The 21295-nt window shown below is 36.2% G+C and carries 18 protein-coding genes and 1 tRNA gene; 9 read left to right on the plus strand and 10 right to left on the minus strand.

Annotated features, from left to right (window positions below):
• Positions 1-37 precede the first annotated feature (37 nt).
• Together H6W52_RS11660 and ychF are read left to right on the plus strand one after the other, a co-directional pair.
• The gene (locus H6W52_RS11660) at positions 38-589 is read left to right on the plus strand and encodes a ferritin (RefSeq protein ID WP_116098571.1); all 552 of its coding nucleotides are present in this window, start codon (positions 38-40) and stop codon (positions 587-589) included.
• A 208-nt stretch (positions 590-797) separates the two neighbouring features.
• Positions 798-1889: a redox-regulated ATPase YchF gene (ychF, locus tag H6W52_RS11665; protein WP_087711593.1), complete on the plus strand. Its 1092-nt coding sequence runs from the start codon at positions 798-800 to the stop codon at positions 1887-1889.
• Between the two features lie 78 nt (positions 1890-1967).
• On the opposite strand, the gene H6W52_RS11670 is transcribed toward ychF, so the two are convergent.
• Both H6W52_RS11670 and H6W52_RS11675 read right to left on the minus strand, forming a co-directional pair.
• A complete protein-coding gene (locus H6W52_RS11670) occupies positions 1968-2126 on the minus strand; it encodes a bacteriocin (protein WP_116098570.1) in 159 nt (52 codons plus the stop codon).
• An 18-nt stretch (positions 2127-2144) separates the two neighbouring features.
• A complete protein-coding gene (locus H6W52_RS11675) occupies positions 2145-2300 on the minus strand; it encodes a hypothetical protein (protein ID WP_123956691.1) in 156 nt (51 codons plus the stop codon).
• 151 nt (positions 2301-2451) lie between these two features.
• Here H6W52_RS11675 and H6W52_RS11680 point away from each other — a divergent pair, with 151 nt between their 5' ends.
• Together H6W52_RS11680 and H6W52_RS11685 are read left to right on the plus strand one after the other, a co-directional pair.
• Positions 2452-3390 (plus strand): helix-turn-helix domain-containing protein, encoded by a 939-nt coding sequence (locus tag H6W52_RS11680; RefSeq protein ID WP_372487777.1) that lies wholly within the window; start codon positions 2452-2454, stop codon positions 3388-3390.
• 90 nt (positions 3391-3480) lie between these two features.
• Positions 3481-4245 carry an SDR family NAD(P)-dependent oxidoreductase gene (locus H6W52_RS11685; protein ID WP_116098567.1) on the plus strand — a complete coding sequence of 255 codons (765 nt, stop codon included), beginning with the start codon at positions 3481-3483 and terminating at the stop codon, positions 4243-4245.
• Between the two features lie 405 nt (positions 4246-4650).
• On the opposite strand, the gene H6W52_RS11690 is transcribed toward H6W52_RS11685, so the two are convergent.
• The 3 genes from H6W52_RS11690 to H6W52_RS11700 all read right to left on the minus strand — a co-directional run bounded on the left by H6W52_RS11690 (position 4651) and on the right by H6W52_RS11700 (position 8268).
• Positions 4651-5799 carry a methionine aminotransferase gene (locus H6W52_RS11690; RefSeq protein ID WP_116098566.1) on the minus strand — a complete coding sequence of 383 codons (1149 nt, stop codon included), beginning with the start codon at positions 5797-5799 and terminating at the stop codon, positions 4651-4653.
• Between the two features lie 195 nt (positions 5800-5994).
• Entirely contained in the window at positions 5995-7203 is a 1209-nt protein-coding gene (locus H6W52_RS11695; protein WP_185144417.1) for a T9SS type A sorting domain-containing protein, read from the minus strand.
• Positions 7204-7551: 348 nt separating this feature from the next.
• On the minus strand, positions 7552-8268 hold the full coding sequence (locus H6W52_RS11700; protein WP_087711583.1) for a LytR/AlgR family response regulator transcription factor: 717 nt from the start codon (positions 8266-8268) through the stop codon (positions 7552-7554).
• A gap of 286 nt (positions 8269-8554) precedes the next feature.
• Between H6W52_RS11700 and H6W52_RS11705 the strand changes: the two genes are divergently transcribed.
• Genes H6W52_RS11705 through H6W52_RS11720 form a run of 4 tightly spaced genes read left to right on the plus strand, consistent with a single transcriptional unit; the run spans position 8555 to position 14217 of the window.
• Positions 8555-10444 carry a DNA topoisomerase IV subunit B gene (locus H6W52_RS11705; protein ID WP_116098564.1) on the plus strand — a complete coding sequence of 630 codons (1890 nt, stop codon included), beginning with the start codon at positions 8555-8557 and terminating at the stop codon, positions 10442-10444.
• 53 nt (positions 10445-10497) lie between these two features.
• Positions 10498-10974: a hypothetical protein gene (locus H6W52_RS11710; protein WP_087711579.1), complete on the plus strand. Its 477-nt coding sequence runs from the start codon at positions 10498-10500 to the stop codon at positions 10972-10974.
• An 11-nt stretch (positions 10975-10985) separates the two neighbouring features.
• On the plus strand, positions 10986-13568 hold the full coding sequence (locus H6W52_RS11715; protein WP_116098563.1) for a DNA gyrase/topoisomerase IV subunit A: 2583 nt from the start codon (positions 10986-10988) through the stop codon (positions 13566-13568).
• Positions 13569-13575: 7 nt separating this feature from the next.
• Positions 13576-14217 carry a rhomboid family intramembrane serine protease gene (locus H6W52_RS11720; RefSeq protein WP_087711577.1) on the plus strand — a complete coding sequence of 214 codons (642 nt, stop codon included), beginning with the start codon at positions 13576-13578 and terminating at the stop codon, positions 14215-14217.
• 467 nt (positions 14218-14684) lie between these two features.
• Here H6W52_RS11720 and H6W52_RS11725 read toward each other — a convergent pair whose 3' ends face one another.
• The 5 genes from H6W52_RS11725 to H6W52_RS11745 all read right to left on the minus strand — a co-directional run bounded on the left by H6W52_RS11725 (position 14685) and on the right by H6W52_RS11745 (position 21116).
• Entirely contained in the window at positions 14685-17183 is a 2499-nt protein-coding gene (locus H6W52_RS11725) for a T9SS type A sorting domain-containing protein (RefSeq protein ID WP_116098562.1), read from the minus strand.
• Between the two features lie 952 nt (positions 17184-18135).
• A complete protein-coding gene (gene prmC, locus H6W52_RS11730) occupies positions 18136-18987 on the minus strand; it encodes a peptide chain release factor N(5)-glutamine methyltransferase (protein ID WP_116098560.1) in 852 nt (283 codons plus the stop codon).
• On the minus strand, positions 18988-19746 hold the full coding sequence (yaaA, locus tag H6W52_RS11735; RefSeq protein WP_116098583.1) for a peroxide stress protein YaaA: 759 nt from the start codon (positions 19744-19746) through the stop codon (positions 18988-18990).
• 4 nt (positions 19747-19750) lie between these two features.
• Positions 19751-20452, minus strand: a complete 702-nt coding sequence (locus tag H6W52_RS11740; RefSeq protein WP_116098559.1) for a CPBP family intramembrane glutamic endopeptidase — start codon at positions 20450-20452, stop codon at positions 19751-19753.
• 52 nt (positions 20453-20504) lie between these two features.
• Entirely contained in the window at positions 20505-21116 is a 612-nt protein-coding gene (locus H6W52_RS11745) for an L-threonylcarbamoyladenylate synthase (RefSeq protein WP_076389901.1), read from the minus strand.
• 101 nt (positions 21117-21217) lie between these two features.
• Here H6W52_RS11745 and H6W52_RS11750 point away from each other — a divergent pair.
• Positions 21218-21290, plus strand: a tRNA-Met gene (locus H6W52_RS11750).
• Positions 21291-21295: the final 5 nt, after the last annotated feature.

Consider the following 21295-nt stretch of genomic DNA (forward strand, 5'->3'; position numbering starts at 1 on the left):
TGTATCCATAGATTCATAATCACAAAAAATATCTATTATGAATACCAAAAGACTTTCCGATTCCATTGAAAAAGCATTAAGCGACCAAATGAACAAAGAAATTCACGCTTCACACACCTTTTTATCATACGGAATCTGGGCAGACGACAAAGGATATCAGGGAATTGCGAATTTCCTGTACAGGCACGCTCAGGAAGAAAGAAATCACTCCATCAAATTCATGGAATATGTATTAAACAGAGGCGGAAAGCCAAAAGTAGATGCAATTCCTGCTCCTCCGGCAGATCCGGAATCACTTACCGATTGTTTTGAAGGAGTTTTCAAACATGAAGTAGATAACACCACTGCCATTTATAAAATCGTAGATATGGCTCTTGAAGAAAAAGACTGGGCAACGTGGAACTTTATGCAGTGGTTTGTACAGGAGCAGATTGAAGAGGAAACACTGGCACAGAATCTAATCGACAAACTGAAAATTGCGGGAGGAGACAGAGCATCTGATGAATCTTTATTTACCTTAGATAAAACCTTACAGGAAACTCCGGGAGATGTTCCTTTGGCGCAGGAAGCGACGGGAGATAATCCTTAACAATCTTTTTTGAAATCAAATTACTGAAAAATCTGTCAGAAAATGGCAGATTTTTTTATTATGAAACTCCCTTTAAAATCACTATCTTTGCACGCTGAAAGTTCAGATTGGAAATAACCTCCGATTTGAACAGTAAACCTCAAACTTAGAATTTTACAATATGAAACCGAAAGGTTCATAGCATTATAAATAAAATAAAAATTTCGTTATGAAATGTGGAATCGTAGGCTTACCGAATGTAGGTAAATCAACTCTTTTTAACTGTCTGAGCAACGCAAAAGCACAGTCGGCAAACTATCCTTTCTGTACCATCGAACCGAATTTGGGGACTGTTTCAGTACCGGATCACAGATTGTTTGAGCTGGAAAAATTGGTAAAACCTGAAAGAGTTTTGCCTGCGGTTGTAGAGATCGTAGATATTGCAGGACTTGTAAAAGGAGCAAGTAAAGGAGAAGGTTTAGGAAACCAGTTTCTTGCCAATATTCGTGAGTGTGAAGCAATTATCCACGTTTTAAGATGTTTTGATAACGGAAATATTGTTCACGTAGAAGGTTCTGTAGATCCGTTAAGAGATAAAGAAATCATTGATATCGAACTTCAGCTGAAAGATCTTGAAACGGTAGGAAAAGCAGTTGAGAAAGCTAAAAAGTTCATCAAATCCGGTAAAAAAGAAGATGTTCTGGCTTATGAAACACTTCAGAGTCTTCAAAAATTTTTAGAAGACGGTAAAAATGCAAGAGAATTTGCAACAGACGATCTTACGAAATCAATTATAGGAGATGTTCAGCTATTAACCAATAAGCCGGTTCTTTACGTTTGTAACGTGGATGAAAATTCCATCAAGCATGGTAACGAATGGATTGGTAAAATTGAAGAAATGGCTAAAAATGAAGGAGCAGAAGTAGTTGTTTTAGCCGCTCAGATTGAAGCAGACATTAATGAACTGGAAACTTTTGAAGAAAGAGAAATTTTCCTTGAAGAACTTGGTCTTACGGAGCCGGGAGTAAACCGACTGATCAGAAAAGCTTATGATCTATTGAAATTACAGACTTATTTCACAGCAGGAGTAAAAGAAGTTAGAGCATGGACAATCGGAAAAGGATGGACTGCTCCTCAAGCGGCGGGTGTAATTCATACCGACTTTGAAAAAGGGTTCATCCGTGCAGAAGTAATCAAGTATGATGATTATGTAAACTACGGTTCTGAGGTAAAAGTAAAAGAAGCCGGAAAACTTTCTGTAGAAGGGAAGGAATACATCGTAAAAGACGGTGATATCATGCACTTCAGATTCAACGTATAAGAATAAAGTATTAAAGTTAGTTATATTGAAAAACGCTCCGGAGCATTGCTTCGAAGCGTTTTTATTTATTTTAATAGCTTATAAATCAACGAGTTGGCATTTTAATTCTACACAGCCAATACCGTATTTAAGGCATTCTTTGGTAAAAGGATCTGTGCATATTTCTTTTCCGCCAGTAATAGATTTTAACTGTTTTTTATTCAGTTTCTTTCCGTTTTGTAACTTTTGATTTTTCATAATGATGATTTTAAAGAATTAAGGAAGTTCGAAACATTCCGGTTCTGCACAACGTCTGCCATATGCTTTACAGAGTCCTGTTTCTGGATCAACACATTGCTGCAGTCCGCCTTTGATGGATCTTAGCTGCTTATTATTAAGCTTTTTTCCATTTGATAGATTTTGATTTTTCATATAAGACATAATTTTAATTTGGTAATTACTAATTTATAAAATATTTCAATATAAATCACTTTGGTTTGATAAATTTATAAAATTATTGTTGTGGATTTCAGAAAGAATATTCCGTACATTTGAATTTTACAAATTCTTAGGTATGGAAAAAATGCAGCATACTTCTTACACTTCGTTGGATGATTTTTACAGAGAAATGACCGCGAAACTCGGAACGGATCTCGAAACCATTTTTCCGAAAGGGCTTCATAAAGAAATTGGTCATTTCAATGTGTTTGATATTGCCCAAACTCTGGAAAGAGCAAAAACAACTTCCGAAATGCCTTACAACAGAAGGAAATATTATAAGATAAGTTTAATAAGAGGCAGAAACAGGGCGGAATATGCAGATAAAATTATTCAGATAAAAGGGAATGCGCTTTTATTTGCGACTCCTAAAGTTCCGTATCATTGGATTCCGGAAGATCCTTTTCAGTCGGGAAGTTTCTGCGTTTTCACGGAAGATTTTTTTATTAAGGATAAATCGCATAATACCCTTGAAGATTTGCCAATTTTTCAGCCTGGAAATGTGCCTCTTTTTGAAATTGAGGATGATCTGGCAGATGAAATTGAACAGCTGTACGATAAGATGAAAAAAGAAATTAATTCCGATTATATTTTTAAGTATGACCTTATCAGGAATTATGTTCTGGAGCTTATTCATTACGGACAGAAGCTGCAGCCGGCTTCAAAATTATCGACGTCAAATGATGCTTCACTGCGTGTTGTTTCGCTGTTTATAGAACTGTTGGAAAGGCAGTTTCCCATAGAATCATCGGATCAGAGACTGCAGCTGAAAACGGCAAAAGATTATGCAGACCGATTGGCGGTTCACGTAAATTATTTAAATAAAAAACTAAAAGAAAGTACGGGGAAAACCACTACGGAAATTATTGCAGAAAGGGTTATTCAGGAAGCAAAAATTCTTCTGAAACAGACCAAGTGGAATGTTTCTGAGATTTCCTACGCTCTCGGATTTGAGGAAATTGCACACTTTTCTAACTTTTTCAAAAAGAAAACATCTCTCGCTCCTTTGGAATTCCGGTCATGATTTGAATTTTGCAAATTTAAGTTTGATTAAAGCAAACGCCTGAACCATAAATTACCTGAACTTTGTCTCATTAAAATAAATCATTAAATAATGGAAACAAGAACAAAAATTGCTCTGATTACAGGGGGAAGCAGAGGATTAGGAAGAAATTCTGCTATTAAAATTGCCCAGAAAGGTCTTGATGTCATTTTAACTTACAGAACCAATAAGGAAGAAGCGGATAAGGTAGTAGAAGAAATTCAGTCTTTAGGACAGAAAGCAATTGCTTATCAGTTGGATACAAAAGAGGTGAAAAGTTTTGATGCTTTTGTGAAAACGGTTGGAGATCATCTTGAAGAAAATACGGGAAGTCGAAATATCGATTATCTCATCAACAACGCGGGAACAGCTTTATATTGCCCGATTCCGGAGGTTACCGAAGAGCAGTTGGACAATATGGTGGATATTCATTTCAAAGGAGTATTTTTCCTGACTCAGAAGTTTTTGCCTTTTATGAATGAAGGAGGAGGAATCATCAACGTTTCTTCAGGTTTGGCAAGGTTTGCATTACCCGGATCTTCTGTGTATGGTTCTATGAAGGCAGCGATTGACATGCTTACGAAATATCAGGCAAAAGAACTGGGCGCAAGAAAAATTAAATCCAATGTTGTGGCTCCCGGTGCTATTGAAACAGATTTTGGCGGCGGAAGAACAAGAGATGATAAAAACATCAATACTATGGTTGCCAATAATACCGCTTTAGGAAGAGCAGGTGTCCCCGACGATATCGGTGGAATAGTGGCTTTCCTATGTACGGAAGACGCAAGATGGATCAACGGACAGAGAATTGAAGCTTCCGGTGGAATGTTTTTATAGTGTTTAGATTTTTTATCACAAAAGATGCAAAAGATTTAAGCTATTTTATTACTTAAATGGAAAAAAAGCACATAAGTTTTAAAAAAATCAAAGATTTTTTCTCTTTGCAGACTTTTGAGATACTCTAAATAAATTCAATAAAGTCTTTTGTATTTTTTGCGGTTAAATTTAAAATTTTGAATATCCGTTAAACAACCTATTACTATGCACTGATATGAAAATCAATTATTTATAACAGGCACTTCGACAAGCTCAGTGTGACACCTCTAATACTAAACGCTTGATTTTTAGCGATGTCAAGCTGAGCCTGTCGAAGCTTTAGGTTAATAAACGGACAATCAAATTAAAATTAGTTAAATTAGCTTTTTTAAGTCTTCTTATTTGCTAAATCAACGATCAACGAAATTACAGTTTAGACAAATTCTCCAAAGCTCTTTCCAAAGTTTCCTGCTTCTTCGCAAAACACAGACGGATGACATTTTCATTCAGCTTATTTTTATAAAAAGAAGAAAAAGGGACACTTGCCACCTTATGATTAATCGTGAGTTCATGCGCAAAATCAAGATCACTTTTGTCTGAAATCTTATCATATTTTAAAGCCTGAAAATACGTTCCTTCGCAATCCAGTAACTCAAAAGAAGTATTGGCTAAACCCTTTCTTAAAAAATCTCTTTTTTCCTGAAAGAACTGATTAAGCTGATTGTAATGATCCGGATTTTTCATATACTCCGCTAAAGCAAGCTGCACTGGTGTATTCACGGAGAAAACATTAAACTGGTGTATTTTTCTGAATTCGTCAGTCAGATATTTCGGAGCCGCACAATAACCTATTTTCCAGCCGGTAACATGAAACAGTTTTCCGAATGAAGCCACTAAAAGGCTTCTGTTTTTCAGTTCGGGATATTTGCAGATGCTTAAATGCTGTTTTCCGTCAAAAACAATATTCTCATATACTTCATCACTCAAAATCAGGATAGAAGTTCCTTCCACAATTTTAATTAATTCCTGAATGTCATGTTCCTTTAAAATCTTTCCGGAAGGATTGTTCGGATTGTTCAGGATGATCATTTTGGTTTTTTCCGAAACTAAACTTTTTACCACATTCCAGTCGATTTCATAATCGGGAGCTTTCATTTCGAAACGCTTTACGATTCCCCCGAAAAGTTCTACCGTAGGTTCATAACAGTCGTAAGCCGGTTCAAAAATAATCACCTCATCTTCTTTCTTTACAAAAGTCGCAATTGCAGTGAAAATAGCCTGAGTTCCGCCTGCAGTAACGGTAATTTCAGAATCCGGATGATACACTGCCTGATGAGAATTTTCTATTTTTCCGGCAATTTCTTCCTTCAAACCGATCATTCCGCCCATCGGAGCATACTGATTAAAGCCTTTTTTAATGAAATGATCTACATGATCCAGCAATTCGGAATCCGGCATGAAATCGGGAAAGCCCTGCGATAGATTGATGGCTTCATTTTCATTGGCAAGCTGCGTCATCTGACTGAAAATCGTAGTTCCTACATTGGAAAGTTTGGACAAAGGAAGTTGTATCATTAAGGATTGTTTTTTCTTGTATCGAATTTAATTTATTTTTTACAATCAGGAGAGATTTATTGGTTTAAATTAACCACAAAACGCAAAAAGATATTTTATTGGAGCAGGAATTAAATACTTAAAATGTCTTTAAAGAAGTACTTCAAAAGAAAAACCACCCGATTTCGGATGGCTTTTTTGAAGATATGAATTGCACTACCTCGTTATGAGCAGTTTCTGTGAAGATTTTACGTTCTCGGATTGTATCTCAACAATATAAGTTCCCGGAATCAGTTTTTCGGTATTAATTTTAATGCTTTGCCTTCCGCTTTCTACCGTTTCGGAATTATTAATCAGAATCTTTCCGGAAGTATCCATTATTTTAACGGTTACAGTGCCTGTTTTGGAAAGATTAGTCTGTACATCAGCATAGTTTTTTGCGGGATTGGGAACCAGATTGTACTCCGGCTGACTGGCTGTTCTCGATTCAGCTCTTGCTGCTTCGGCAACATCTTTTAAAGGAGATTTCAAATTGCCCGGGTTTTTAGCGTTTCCTCCTTCCGCAGGTTTCGGAATACAAATAGAAATACAGGTTTTGCACTTAGGTTGATCTCCTTCAAACTGTATAACACAAACCGTGTAGCTTCCCGGAGTGTTGTAGATGTGCGAAGTCAGTACATCTCCTGTCGTTCCGTCGCCCCAGTCTACTTTATATAAACTTGGAGAATTGGTGCTTTCAAGAAATATCTGAGCTGTGGTGTAATTTCCTGATGTGCTTGTTGTTGTCTGGATTTTAAAGTTAGAATTACATTCGTTGCATCCTTCGCAAGGCTTTACACAGATGTTATCGAAATACATCACTTCCTGTTGTGTAGATGTAATATCCGGCGTAATGGAAAGAACCTGGGAATTCATGATGATGTTATCAAAAATTGCCGCATTTACAGGACTCATCGTCCATGCTCCGTCCGAATTGCTTGGAAGAACACCGCCGCTGGAAAGCTGAATAGGCGCTTTTATACGAACCCATCCGCTTCCCGGAGTTACTGTTACACTTGCTACAAATGTAGCGCTGTTGGTTCCGTCAGAAAGTGTGATGTATGGATGATAAGGCAATCCGTAACCACTGTCATTGTCCAGATAAAAATCAAAATAAAGACACTGCCCCAAAAAATAGTTTCCCAGCTTTTGATAATCTTTCCAGTTCTGGTACCACGATCCTCCCGACTTGTCTTTTATAATAAGAAACTGCGATCCGTCCAGAGGATTCGGAGAACCTACAACTACACTTACATTTCCGTTGGGTGCAGCAGCGGGAGCCCAGTTTCCGTAAGGATTTACAGGATCATTAAAATCTGAACAGGGAGGATTTTGTGCCAAAAGCATTACGTTTCCTAAAAGAAAGCAGAAGATTAAAAAATACATTCTTACCATGATGCTAAGTTGATTTTGTACATCAAAAACCAACAAAAACTTTAAGAATTAATACTCATTGAATACATTTTGGTTTTCACCTTTTAGCTGTTAAATTTTCTACATGTAGTTAAGACCTTAAAAGTATCACATATAACAATCTCACACTAAAGTGACTAAGTAAATGCAGACAGATTTTGAGTAAGTGTATTTTTTTTGCAGGTAAATGTGTTTTTCTTTTCAAAAAATGGGAATGGTTTATTTTTAAATGCCTGAATGATATTATTTTAGTATTGAAAAACAGAATGTTTCCTGTAATCTAACATCACAGGTAAGATGAAAAAAATATTATTTCTTACGTTAAGCCATTTTATGAAGGAATTCGTTTTTCCTGCGAATGGAAACATCGAGGACGGAATTATCTGCCATTACGACCTGTCCGCCTTTTCCTTTGATATATTCTTTAAGATGTTCGAGGTTAATGAGGTGTTTGTGATGAATTCTGAAAAAATTATATTCGGAAAGATTTTTTTCAAAATCACACAATGTTTTGGAAACCATTACTTTGCTTTTGTCCGAAAGATAAATAGAAGTGTAATTGGAATCTGCTTCGCAACGGATGATTTCGTCAATATTTACCCGCTTAAATCCTTGCAGGGTAGGAAGATTGATTTTGTTTTGGAAACCTGAAAGTGAAGAGATTCTGTTTTTTCTGAATTTTTCGAGAGCTTTATTAACGGTGAGAACGAAATCCAGATTTTTTAAAGGTTTGAAAATATAATGGATAAATCCTCTTTTTATTGCCTGAATAGCAGATTTTTCAGATTCTGTGATGAGAATAATCGGGAAATCATTTTCTTTAAACTGCACTAATGCTTCAATATCGTTTTCTTTAAAATTCTGAATATCAACGAATAAAATATCCGTGGAATGTTTTGTGAAATAATCCGAAGCGAAGAGAATACAGCTCGTCTGAAGATCAGTTTCGAATTCAGGAAATTCCTTTTTCAGGAGTTGGGAAACGTATTTGCCTTCATCTAAGTCGTCAATAATACAGGCGTTCAATTTATTTTTCATGTGAGTTTGGTTTTTGGTTTCAGTTTTACTAGGTAATTATAGAGAGACAATCATAAGATAATATTTTATTGATGTTATTAAGATTATTAATTTGAAACATAATCAGCTTTAATTTTAACGAAAAAAATAAAATAAAGCTGGTTTTTCACTTGATATTGAATAATGTAAATATAGAATTTCATTATTAATAATGCAATACCTATGAGAATATTTACAAAAAAATGAACCAAAATATTCGGATAATTTTCTTCAATTTCGTACTTTTGTATGTTTGCTGAAATTACATATGTCACAAGAAATAAATCCGATCTATTCCGAAGATAATATCAGAACCCTCGATTGGCAGGAGCATATCCGCCTGCGTCCCGGAATGTATATCGGGAAACTGGGAGACGGTTCTTCCGCCGATGATGGTATCTATATTTTACTGAAAGAAATTCTGGACAACTCCATCGATGAGTTCAGAATGAAAGCAGGTAAAAGAATTGAAATAAAATTAGACGACGGTAAAGTTACGATCCGTGATTTTGGACGCGGAATTCCGTTGGGAAAAGTAGTGGATGCGGTTTCCAAGATGAATACAGGAGGAAAATACGACAGTAAAGCTTTCAAAAAATCCGTAGGTCTGAATGGAGTCGGTACAAAAGCTGTAAATGCACTTTCCGATTATTTCAGGGTTCGTTCTTTCCGGGACGGCAGAATGAAAGCCGCAGAATTTTCCAGAGGTATTATTACAGAAAATTTTGAAGAAAAAGATTCTTCAGACAGAAACGGAACCGAGATTTCCTTTATTCCGGATGCCGATATTTTCCTTCACTTCAAATTCAGAAAAGAGTATATCGAAAGAATGCTCCGCAATTATGCCTATCTGAATCCCGGGTTGAAAATTCTTTTCAACGGAGAAACATTCTTCTCAGAAAACGGTTTGAAAGATTTGCTGGACGAAGAGCTGGAAAACGAAACGCTTTACCCCATTGTTCACCTGAAGGACAATGATATTGAAGTTGCCATTACGCACACCGATAAATCTCAGACCGAAACGTATTTTTCATTCGTTAACGGACAGAATACAACACAGGGAGGAACCCATTTAAATGCCTTCAGAGAAGCTTACGTAAAAACAATCCGTGAGTTTTTTAATAAAAATTTTGATGCTTCCGACGTTAGAAAATCCATTGTAGCCGCAGTTTCCATTAATGTGGAAGAGCCTGTTTTCGAGTCTCAGACCAAAACAAAATTAGGATCGAATGACATCGGACCGAACGGCCCCACCGTAAGGACTTTTGTTATTGATTTCCTGAAAAGTAAATTAGATAACTTCTTACACAAAAATCCTGAAGTTGCAGAAGCAATCCAGAGAAAAATTTTAATCTCAGAAAGAGAAAGAAAAGAACTCTCCGGAATTCAGAAATTAGCGAGAGAAAGAGCCAAAAAAGTTTCTCTTCACAATAAAAAACTTCGCGACTGCAGACAGCATTACAACGATCAGAAAAACGAAAGAAAGGGAGAAACCCAAATCTTTATCACCGAGGGAGATTCTGCATCCGGATCCATCACAAAATCCAGAGATGTGGAAACACAGGCAGTATTTTCTCTGAAAGGAAAACCCTTAAACTGCTATGGTTTAACCAAGAAAGTAGTTTATGAAAACGAAGAATTTAACCTTCTTCAGGCTGCTTTGAACATTGAAGAAAGTTTAGAAGATCTTCGGTACAATCAGGTGATTATTGCTACCGATGCCGATGTCGACGGAATGCACATTCGTCTGCTGATGATCACGTTTTTCCTTCAGTTCTTCCCGGATCTGATTAAGAACGGACACCTTTATATTCTTCAGACCCCATTATTCAGGGTAAGAAATAAAAAAGAGACACGATATTGCTATACAGAACAGGAAAGAGTAAAAGCGTTAAATGAATTGGGAAAAAATCCGGAGATTACCCGATTTAAAGGATTGGGAGAAATTTCTCCTGACGAATTCAAACACTTTATCGGCAAAGACATCCGTCTGGAACCTGTTGTGGTAGGAAAAGACCAAACGATTGATCAGCTTTTGGAATTCTACATGGGAAAAAATACACCAGACAGACAAACTTTTATCCTTGAAAATCTGGTAGTTGAAGACCCTGATATTAATAAAAAAGAAATATTGAGTGAAGTCATAGATGAAAGCTAATTAAAATCTTTATTTTAAAAAAACACAAATAATCCACTAATACAAATATTAATATGAGACTTAGTAACCGCAATAAAACTTCGGTATACAGCTTCATTAGTACTTTATTGGCTATGCTTTTAGTCGGAGGTATCGGAGCTTATATTTTAGAAGAGTATAAGTTTAGGATCTTGGGAAAAGAAGAATTACTATTGATTTTTGTTCCAATTATTTTGGTAGTACTCTTTTATTTTAACGGAAGGCAGATCTTTGAATATGACAGTGATGGAGAAGCTCTGCATTTCAGAAACAGGAACATTATTCCTTTTCTGCAAAAACCGTTAAGTGATGAGTTTCCGAAATACAAACTGCAAAAATTTGAGGTTGTAGATCTTTTCTTTATGAAAAGACTTTATGTTACGATCTCAAGCAAAAACAGCGGTTCTACCATTTTGAGGTATGAAATTTCATATCTTACCAAAAGAGAAATTAGTGATTTAAAAGTTTCCTTAAATAAGGTCGTTAAGGCCAATAAAGAGAAAAAGAGTTAATAAATTAAAGAATGACAGAAGAATACTCGCATGAAGGCGAAAGCTTAAAAAAAGTTTCAGGACTGTACAAAGACTGGTTCTTGGATTATGCTTCTTATGTAATTTTAGACAGGGCAATTCCATCGGTTTATGACGGATTCAAGCCTGTTCAGCGAAGGATCATGCATTCCATGCGGGAGCTGGAAGACGGACGTTATAACAAGGTTGCCAATATCGTTGGAAATACCATGAAATATCACCCTCATGGTGATGCTTCCATTACCGATGCGATGGTAGGAATCGGTCAGAAAGAACTTTTGATCGATACTCAGGGAAACTGGGGGAACATCTACACCGGAGATTCTGCGGCGGCGGCGAGATACATCGAAGCCCGATTAACCCCTTTTGCTCTCGAAGTGGTTTTCAATCCGAAAACAACGGAATGGGCAAAATCGTATGACGGCAGAAATAATGAACCGATCGATCTTCCCGTAAAATTCCCGTTGCTTTTAGCGCAGGGCGTTGAAGGGATCGGAGTTGGACTTTCAACCAAAATTCTTCCGCATAATTTTAACGAACTTATCAATGCTTCCGTAGCATATCTGAAAGGCAAAAAGTTTGAGCTTTTCCCCGATTTTATGACGGCGGGTTATCTGGATGTTTCAGAATACAACGACGGACACCGTGGCGGAAAGGTAAGAGCCAGAGCCAAAATTTCACCTTACGATAAGCATACCCTTATTATTACGGAGCTTCCGTATTCTAAAACCACAAGCGATCTGATTGATTCCATTATTAAAGCCAATGAAAAAGGGAAGATCAAGATCAAAAAAATTGAAGACAATACTTCAGATAAAGTTGAAATCCTGATCCATCTTCATAATGATGTTTCGCCGGATAAAACCATTGACGCTTTATACGCTTTCACCGATTGTCAGGTCACCATTTCTCCGAATGCCTGTGTGATTGTCGGCGATAAGCCGATGTTCCTGAATGTTTCTGAAATCCTGAAAATGAATACAGATCATACTGTTTCTTTGCTTAAAAAAGAACTGGAGATCGAACTTCATGAGCTTCAGGAAAGCTGGCATTTTTCTTCACTGGAAAGAATCTTCATCGAAAACAGAATTTACCACGATATTGAAGAGGTAAAAACATGGGAAGATGTTCTGAAAACGATTGATGAAGGGCTGAAACCTCATACCGGACATCTTTTAAGAGCCGTAACGGAAGAAGATATTTTAAAACTGACAGAAATCAGAATCAAAAGAATTTCAAGATTCGATTTAGATAAATTTAAAGAAAATATTGCTGCGCTGGAAGGTAAGATCGAGCAGGTGAAACATCATCTTGCGAATCTTATTCAGTATGCAACTGATTATTACCTGAATATTCAGAAAAAATACGGTAAAGACAGACAGAGAAAAACCGAACTTCGAATTTTTGATACCATTGATGCAACAAAAGTTGCGGTTGCCAATGAAAAGTTCTATGCCAATTTCGAGGAAGGATTTATCGGAACGTCACTAAAAAAAGACCAGTATCTGTTCGACTGTTCAGATATCGACGACATCATTACCTTCCGAAAAGACGGAAGCATGAAAGTGGTAAAAGTGGAGGCAAAAACATTTATCGGAAAAGATATTCTCCATGTTGCGATCTGGAAGAAAAACGATAAAAGGACGGTATACAATATGATCTACCGCGAAGGAAGGGAAGGGCCTTACTATATGAAGCGTTTTTCCGTAACTGGTGTTACCCGAAATACAGATTATCCTTTGGCTTCGGATAAAAAAGGATCGGAAGTGCTTTATTTTTCGGCAAATCCAAACGGTGAAGCAGAAACGGTGACGGTTCTTCTGAAACCCAATCCAAGAATCAGAAAAAATAAAATGGACATCGATTTCTCAGAACTTGCGATTAAAGGACGTGATTCCAAAGGAAATCTGGTAACCAAATATTCCGTGAAGAAAGTGGATCTGAAAGAAGAAGGCGTTTCTACATTAGCACCGCGAAGAATCTGGTTTGATGATACGGTGAGAAGGCTGAATGCAGACGGAAGAGGAACTTTACTGGGAAGCTTCAAAGGGGATGATAAAATCTTAACCATCAACACCAACGGAGAAGCAAAATTAGTTTCCTTTGATCTCGGAAACCGCTTCGATGACGAATATCTGGTGCTGGAAAAATGGCGTCCGAATCAGCCGGTAACCTGCATCTATTACGATGGTGAAAAAGATATTTATTTTATCAAACGGTTTTTATTCGAAAACACGCCGAACGTGCAGACTTTTATGCCTTCAGAACATTCAAAATCGTTTATTGAAAATGTAATTGTTGCCAACGGAGCTACTGCCGAAATTATTTTCGCAAAAGACAAAGGCAAAGAACGAGAGCCGGAAGAAGTGAATATCGATGAATTTATTGCCGTAAAAGGAATCAAAGCCATTGGAAACCAGTTTACAAAATTCAAGGTAAAATCCATCAACATCAACATTCCTGAACCTGTGGAAGAAGAACCGGAAGTATATGAAGATCCTGAACCAACAGCGGGATTTGATGAAGACGGAACCATTGGAAACCTGTTTCAGAATGACGATAATACAGAAAATTAAATAAATTATGAGTCCAATTGTTTTAGTTATTATTGCGGTTACTTGTATTGTTAGTTATATGGGATTGAATAATGCTGTAATGTTTGAAAAATATAAATTCAGTGTCAGTGCGATCAACAATAGAAAAGAATATTTCAGGCTAATAAGTTCGGCATTCCTTCATGCCGATTTTATGCATTTGTTTTTCAATATGCTTTCTTTATACTTTTTTCAGGGTGCGGTAATACTTTTTTTTGGAAATATAGGTTTCCTGATTCTCTATTTCGGATCTATGATTCTGGGAAATTTATTTAGTTTGCTGATCTATAAAAATCAACCTTGGTATTCTGCTATTGGTGCTTCTGGTGCTGTGTCGGGAATTATTTTTGCCTCAATTGCGATGGCTCCGAATGAAATTAATGTAAATTTTTTACCGGGCTGGCTTTTTGGGACATTGTATTTTAGTTATTCCGTTTACATGATGCTTAATCCTAATAGAAATGATAATATTGGTCATTCTGCCCATTTAGGAGGAGCATTTTTCGGGCTTATTTATGCCGTTGCCAATCAGCCACAGGCGGCGATTGAAAACTCAATGTATCTTGGAATTATGTCGCTTCCTTTGATTTATTTGGGGTATGAGATTTTTGTGAGGAAAAGAATTGGATAAAGATTCCTTACAGATAGATTTAAAAGCAATGAATTATATGGTTCATTGCTTTTTTATTGAACTTCAAGACAGATAAAAATCTTTTAATTGAGTGTAAAACCAGTCTTTTATACTGAAAATTGAGTGTAAAAGACTAATTTTTGATAATAAAAGAATCAAAATTCACCTTAAAAGACTCTTCAGTGAGGCAAAAACACTCAACAAAGATTATAAAAGACTGAATTTTGACATCAAAAGACTGAATATTAAGTATTTTTTCTTGGATACCGAATATTTTAGCCTTGAATTTCTTTACATTCTTATCAATAAAATTTTTTAAGCTGCTTCAACAATAAATCGTTTTTTTCAATGCAGATTAAGTCTTGCATCATTTCAGAAGTTATTCCGGAATAAATCTTTACATTTAAAATTAAAAAGCCGCCCCAGAAATGAGACGGCTCAACAAAATGTTAATGACCTGATTTTATTTATTTTTTAATGATCTTCTGATTAATTATTTCCTTATTGGTTTTGATCTGAACAAAGTAAATACCGCTGTTAAGTTCGCGGATATCTACATTTTTTACATTTCCTCTGATGGTCTTTAAGATTTCGCCTCCGTTGTTAATGATAGTGATCCACTCCACGGCATCTGTGGATGATATGCTGAAAGAATTTTCAACAGGATTCGGATAAATTGTTAACTTATGGGATGCTTTATTTTCCTGAGTCGCTAAAATAGTGGCAGAAGCATATTTCGTTTTAATGTAGAATAAATTTGCTACGCTTCCTTTGGTAATGGAATGCGAACCTGCCGGAATATTTGTAATAGTAACCAATCCTGATGAAGCGGTATAAGAAACATTATCCACCTTAATTGTTCCTCCAAAAGAAGGATCGAATACAAGTGTAAGCGAGGACGGAGCAGTAGTTGTATAAGTAATTCCCGTTGCAGATTCTATCTTTAATCTTTTCGTTAAAGTTAATCCATTATAGGTTGCAGAGCCGTCCGTAGAATTCATATTTGCAGATGTAAACGTATAGAAAGAACTCGTTAAATTGGATGTTGTGAAATTGTGAATTTCATTTCCCTGCGGATTGGTTCCTGTTGGCGTAATCGAAATGCTGCCTGTTCCTGAAACCGGAGTTCCCGCAGAACCGACTGTGGTTACCGTAAAATCCAGATCTGCTGTAGGAGTTCCGGAAACAGTAATTGTTTTTGCCGTAGTATTTTTAACAAAGCTGATTCCCGAAGCCGGAAGTCCCGTTACGGTAGCATCCGTTGCTGTTCCTCCCCATGTAAATACCATCGGAGCTATTGCGCTTCCCGAAGCTACGGTCTGATCATTATTGGAGGCAATCGTTAAAGTCTGTGAGCTTACCGGAGCGGCAGTTTCTCCCTGCACCGATACAAGCGAAGACGTATAATTTTGCAGCAAAGCCATCAATCCTGTATTTACGGCATCAGAAGTATCATCAACAGCGTTATTGAAAGTCCAGTTAATATCTCCTCCGGAAACTCTTCCGGAGTATTGTGTCGTTTTATCTTTTGCAGTTGCTGGAGCATCCGGAACCAGAGCGTTAACATACAAAGTATTGTCCGTATCAAAATTATTGTACGTTCCGTTTCCCTGTAACGCTTTAATAGCCGTTCCTAAAACTTCATTTCTCGAGGAAGCCACATAAGCATCAAAATGGCTTGCTGCTGTGGAAGAATTGTAAGGAATGAAAGCAGTCTGTCCCGTCATAAAATTATTAAAAGCTTTTACAACGCCTCCGTTTTCTCCTGAAAAAGTTCCGGTTGCACCATTGGCAACATCAGTTCCCTGCTTGGAAATCAGGATGGGATATTTTGCATTTCTGAAATAATTTCCTTCTACAAAAACCGAAGAGCCTAATGTAGAACCCACTCCGTATTTAGAATTTCCATCGTAATAATTGTTGTAAACATGGGCAGAATAATACCTCACTCTCGGATGTCTGGAATCTGAATGATCAAACCAATTGTGGTGATAAGTAATGTACAATCCCGAAGTCGTTCCTTCGCTTAAACCCAGAAGACAGCTCTTTCCGTTATCCCAGAAATGATTGTAGGAAAAAGTAATGTAGGTAGATTTCTTTGCATCCAGCGCACCGTCTCCTTTTGCCTGATCTGCATCACCTCCCGGTTTTCCGTAGAAAAGATCACAATTGTGTGCCCAGATATAACTGTTGTCCTGCTGTAAGCTGAGATTGTCTCCTTCCGCAGCATCAGTAAGCATAAATCCGAGATTTCTGACTTCGATATTGGTGGCATTTTTAATTCTGATTCCCCATCCGTTGATCAGGGCATCCGAACCGACTCCTTCCAGTGTGATGGAGCTTGCAGCGATATTTTTGTTTTCTACAACTGCATCTCCGTTCAGGAGATAACTTGGATCTGTGATGTTTCCGATGAATCTTATCGCTAAAGGACGGGTATCATATCCTTTTTTAAAACCATCCAGAATCGTCTGCAAACCAACACATGGATTTGTAGTTGCTCCCGTTACATTAAGTGAAACCGTATTTTTATTATTTTGAGTTATGTAAAGAACTACCGCATTGGCTTTTAAAGTTCCGTCCAGATTGTAAGCACCGGGAACTCTTCCGTTGCTGTGTGCAAAACCATTTCTGTCATGAGGAAGAACGGTAACCGAACCTGAAACTGTGGCTGTTCCTTCCACATTATTTGTGACAGGAGCTACTTTTATGGTGTAATTTCCGGGGCTTAATCCTAAAATATCCGCACGAAAGTAAGAACCGTAATTTCTGATTAACTGATTATCAATTATTTTGTTGGTGAAACCGCCGCCTGTGTAATACACTCGGTAGCTGTCGGCTCCGCTTACGGGGTTCCATTTTACATAGGCTGTTTCCAGCCATCCTGTAGCCTGTGTAATCGTTACCTGTGCATTCAGCAGAAAAGAGCCGAAAGCCAGAATAAAAAAAGATAAGAGCTTTTTCATGATTAATAATGTTTTAATAGTTTTAAAATAAATTTAATAATGTGTAATCGATTACACACAAATATATATAAATATTTAAATTAAATCTTTTTGTTGTGAAATTTGTTTGAAAAAAGTTTTAAAACCCTTTATTGTTCAATGACTGGGGTGATTTATTGAAAATTGTTTAATCGTATAACCTCTATTAAAGCTAATGATTTTGGATTACCAAAAATCAATATAAGTACTGAAAAGCTATTTTGTTATAAAAAATTAAACGGAGATTGGTTAAAATCCAGTTAAGTTTTTTAAAGTTTATACGCAAGTTTAATTGAAACCTAAAATAAAAGATGAATCTGTATGAGTTTTTATTTAAAATGAAAAGATCAAAAAATGCGCTTAAAATTTATCAAAATGTTGTGTTTTTTAATTGTGAAGTTGTTTAAACTAATTTCAGAATTAACCACAAAAGGCACAAAAGACAATATTAAAGCGAATTTCAATACTATTCAAAGCGCTCAAAAGAATAAAAATCAAAGATTTTTAAAAACTATGGTGAGCTTTTTCATTTACAATGATCAGCTTTAAACAGACTCTCTGCTAATCTTCAGTTTGTTGTTAAGTTTTTCAATCAAAAATAACTTTAACTGAAATTTATATTTGATTGTCCGTCTATTAACCTAAAGCATCGACAGGCTCAGCTTGACATCGCTAAAAATCAAGCATTTAGTATTAGAGGTGTCACACTGAGCTTGTCGAAGTGCCTGTTATAAATAATTGATTTTCATATCAGTGCATAGTAATAGGTTGTTTAACGGATATTCAAAATTTATAATAGCTTTGGTTAAAGCCAATTGTTTTCTTCATTATTAAATTAGCTAAAGCTCAGGAATGCTAAGCATCTCCAGAATATGATTGCTACACATATAAAACTCCATAGAGTTTTATTTAAACAGTCATCGACCATTCATATTTACTTTCTTCCAAAAATAAACCGGTCATTTTCGGATAAATCTTTAATCAATGCTGCTTCTTCAAAATCATTACGATATAAATCCAGTGTTTCTGAACCTAATTTCTGGTTGATTTCCAAAAATAACAGTCCGTTTTTATTCAGGTATTTTTTAGAATCTTCGGCAATTTTTCGGTAAAAAATTAAAGTATCGGAAGTAGGAGAGAAGAGTGCCATGGTTGGTTCAAAACCTTTTACGGAATGTTCTATTTCCTGTTCTTCATCAATTCCGATATAAGGCGGATTTGAAATAATGATATCAAAGCTTTCTTTTAAATCAAAATTCAGATAATCGGCATGAATGAAATTGATAGTAAGCTGATGAAATGCTGCATTTTTTCTGGCAATCTCAAGAGCTTTCTCAGAAAAATCGATAGAACTAACTTCCGCCTGCGGAAAATGTTTTTTTAAAACCAACGGAATAATTCCGCTTCCGGTCCCAATGTCTAGAATTTTTAAATTTTGAGCATCAAACGCTGAACTTTTAATCTTTTTAATTGCCAATTCCAAGAGCTCTTCTGTTTCAGGACGGGGAATTAATACGTTTTCATTCACGTAAAATGTCATTCCGTAGAAATCTGTTTCGCCTAAAATATGTTGATAGGGTTTTGACGTTTTTAGCTCCGAAATAACTTCGAGAAGCCTTTTTTCATCTTCTAAAAGCAATTCCTGTTCTGCAAATCTTCGCTGCTGAAACGTATCAAACCCAACAATTTTTTCCATGAATATGGAGCTTAAAAAAGTGCTTTCCGAATCGTTATACAACCCGGAAAGTTCTGTTTTAAAGTATTTTTTAAATGCGGAAATAGTCATTTATCTTACAAAAACCAGTTTATTTTCAGTGGATTTTTCTTCATTAATGAGATAACCTTCGTAGTTGAAAGCCTTCACATCATCCAAAGTCTGTGCGTTCGTCTGCGCGCAAAATCTTGCGACTAAACCTCTTGCATGTTTTGTGTAAACCACAATGGTTTTCAGTTTCCCCTCTTTCATTTCATAAAAATCGAAATCAATAATTGGGTGATTCAGCTTTTTACGGTCAACCGCTTTAAAATATTCATTGCTTGCAAGATTCAGGAGGATTTCATTCTTTTTCATTTCAGAATTTAGCTGTTCCGTTATCTTTTCTCTCCAGAATTCGTAAAGATTTTTATATTCATCAAATTCAAAAGGTCTTCCCATTTCCAGCCTGTAAAGCATCACTTTATCCGAAGGTTTCAGCAATCCGTATAATCCGGAAAGAATTCTCTGGTTTTTCTGAAGATAATCTACTGCATCTTTGTCTAATGTTTTGGCATCCAAACCTCTGTAAACTTCTCCTGTAAAGGCAAATAGAGCAGGAGCCGATTCTTTTGCGGAAGGTTTTGCTTTCCATTTTTGGTTTCTTTCCCAGTTTTCGTCTGCTAATTTGGCAGAAATTTCCATCAGCTCAGAAAGATATTTCGGAGATTTCTGTTTTAAATAAGAGTGTATAAATTCTGACTGTTCAATGAATTTAGGCGTTGTGGTTTTCAACAGGTCGGTTGAATTTTCCACATTCATTAATTTGGCAGGGGATGTAACTATTTTCATAATGTTAAAAGGCAGATAAATGTTTGAAATCAATTAAGTTCATAATCATCAGTGAGACAAAATCGTACATAAAATGACACATGATTACAGTCTTAATGTTAGAATATTTTTTATAAAACAAAGCAAAAACAACTCCAATGAATAAAGGAATGATCACCTGACTTATCGTTCCATACGTCATGTGAAGAATTCCGAATAGAAGAGCGGAAACTGCAATGCCTGCGTATTGATTTTTATAAATTTTTTCAATTCTCGGCTGCATATAACCGCGCATCAGAAGTTCTTCCACCACTCCCGCTGTTAAGCAGGTAAAAATAATCAATGGATAATTGTTTTTAAAAATGAATGAAAGCTGTGCGATTTTATCACTCGTATTTTCGTGGGTGATGATTTTGATGAAAAGATTTAAAAAAGCGCCACCAACTGCACAAATTAAATAAAGACGGAGTATTTTTTTCAGATAAAATGAGAAAGAATAGTTTTTGTCTTTCCACAGCAGAAAAGATTGTTTTTCGATAAGGAAACTGTACAGAAAAATTATTGCCAAAACCATCCAGAGCACCATTCTGGAATACAAAAATGAAGTCGCAGTAAAGGTTTTTTCTCCCGTCATCATTGTAATAAAAGGAAAAATATACAGCATTACTGCGGCGAGCAAAACAAATGTAAGAAGAATTCCTAAGGAATATTTTCCGTTCAGACTCATACTAAAAACCTTCAACCATCATTTTAAATAAAAAAACAAAGCTTTTTTATAATTAAATATTTCCTTTTCCCTGACGGATAATTTCAGGTTCTCCGGAAGTAAGGTCTACAATCGTGGATGCCATATTATCTCCATAACCGGAATCAATTACGATATCAACCAGATGATCGTATTTTTCGGCAATCAGTTCAGGATCGGTAGAATATTCGATAATTTCATCGTCATCTTTTATGGAAGTGGAAGCTATGGGATGTCCCAGTTTTTCAACGATTAATTGTGGAATCGGATGATCGGGAACACGGATTCCGATTGTTTTGTGTCCTTTGTAAGCCAGTGGCAGACTTTTATTGGCATCCAGAATGAAGGTAAAAGGTCCCGGAAGATGGCTTTTCAGAAATCTGAAGATAGAAGTGTCAATCGGTCTTGTAAAATCCGAAAGATGGCTTAAATCATTACAGATAATGGAGAATTTTGACTTTTCGAGCTTTATTTTTTTGATCTGGGCGAGCTTTTCCATCGCTTTAATATCAAAAATATTACAGCCTAAAGCATAGACGGTATCGGAAGGATAGATAATTAATCCACCATTGTTTAAGGTTTTAATTACCTCATTGATAAGGTTTTCCTGAGGGTTGTCCGGATAAATTTTCAATATTTTTGCCATACCTCAAAGATACGAATATTAAAATAGTTTTCATGAAAGTCCTTTATTTAAAAGAAAAATTAGGAGTTTTAAAAATAATTCGTATATTTGCAATCCAATATCGCGGGATGGAGCAGTAGGTAGCTCGTCGGGCTCATAACCCGAAGGTCATCGGTTCGAGTCCGGTTCCCGCTACTAAG

Origin of the sequence: Chryseobacterium sp. C2(2020) (genome assembly GCF_014218915.1) — a bacterium.
GTDB classification, from domain to species: domain Bacteria; phylum Bacteroidota; class Bacteroidia; order Flavobacteriales; family Weeksellaceae; genus Chryseobacterium; species Chryseobacterium mucoviscidosis.

What these genes read in the sequence shown, in the direction of transcription:
- H6W52_RS11660 (WP_116098571.1), top strand. Translation starts at nt 38, where the DNA reads ATGAATACCAAAAGACTTTCCGATTCCATTGAAAAAGCATTAAGCGAC.
- ychF (WP_087711593.1), top strand. Translation starts at nt 798, where the DNA reads ATGAAATGTGGAATCGTAGGCTTACCGAATGTAGGTAAATCAACTCTT.
- H6W52_RS11670 (WP_116098570.1), bottom strand. Translation starts at nt 2,126, where the DNA reads ATGAAAAATCAAAAGTTACAAAACGGAAAGAAACTGAATAAAAAACAG.
- H6W52_RS11675 (WP_123956691.1), bottom strand. Translation starts at nt 2,300, where the DNA reads ATGAAAAATCAAAATCTATCAAATGGAAAAAAGCTTAATAATAAGCAG.
- H6W52_RS11680 (WP_372487777.1), top strand. Translation starts at nt 2,452, where the DNA reads ATGCAGCATACTTCTTACACTTCGTTGGATGATTTTTACAGAGAAATG.
- H6W52_RS11685 (WP_116098567.1), top strand. Translation starts at nt 3,481, where the DNA reads ATGGAAACAAGAACAAAAATTGCTCTGATTACAGGGGGAAGCAGAGGA.
- H6W52_RS11690 (WP_116098566.1), bottom strand. Translation starts at nt 5,799, where the DNA reads ATGATACAACTTCCTTTGTCCAAACTTTCCAATGTAGGAACTACGATT.
- H6W52_RS11695 (WP_185144417.1), bottom strand. Translation starts at nt 7,203, where the DNA reads ATGTATTTTTTAATCTTCTGCTTTCTTTTAGGAAACGTAATGCTTTTG.
- H6W52_RS11700 (WP_087711583.1), bottom strand. Translation starts at nt 8,268, where the DNA reads ATGAAAAATAAATTGAACGCCTGTATTATTGACGACTTAGATGAAGGC.
- H6W52_RS11705 (WP_116098564.1), top strand. Translation starts at nt 8,555, where the DNA reads ATGTCACAAGAAATAAATCCGATCTATTCCGAAGATAATATCAGAACC.
- H6W52_RS11710 (WP_087711579.1), top strand. Translation starts at nt 10,498, where the DNA reads ATGAGACTTAGTAACCGCAATAAAACTTCGGTATACAGCTTCATTAGT.
- H6W52_RS11715 (WP_116098563.1), top strand. Translation starts at nt 10,986, where the DNA reads ATGACAGAAGAATACTCGCATGAAGGCGAAAGCTTAAAAAAAGTTTCA.
- H6W52_RS11720 (WP_087711577.1), top strand. Translation starts at nt 13,576, where the DNA reads ATGAGTCCAATTGTTTTAGTTATTATTGCGGTTACTTGTATTGTTAGT.
- H6W52_RS11725 (WP_116098562.1), bottom strand. Translation starts at nt 17,183, where the DNA reads ATGAAAAAGCTCTTATCTTTTTTTATTCTGGCTTTCGGCTCTTTTCTG.
- prmC (WP_116098560.1), bottom strand. Translation starts at nt 18,987, where the DNA reads ATGACTATTTCCGCATTTAAAAAATACTTTAAAACAGAACTTTCCGGG.
- yaaA (WP_116098583.1), bottom strand. Translation starts at nt 19,746, where the DNA reads ATGAAAATAGTTACATCCCCTGCCAAATTAATGAATGTGGAAAATTCA.
- H6W52_RS11740 (WP_116098559.1), bottom strand. Translation starts at nt 20,452, where the DNA reads ATGAGTCTGAACGGAAAATATTCCTTAGGAATTCTTCTTACATTTGTT.
- H6W52_RS11745 (WP_076389901.1), bottom strand. Translation starts at nt 21,116, where the DNA reads ATGGCAAAAATATTGAAAATTTATCCGGACAACCCTCAGGAAAACCTT.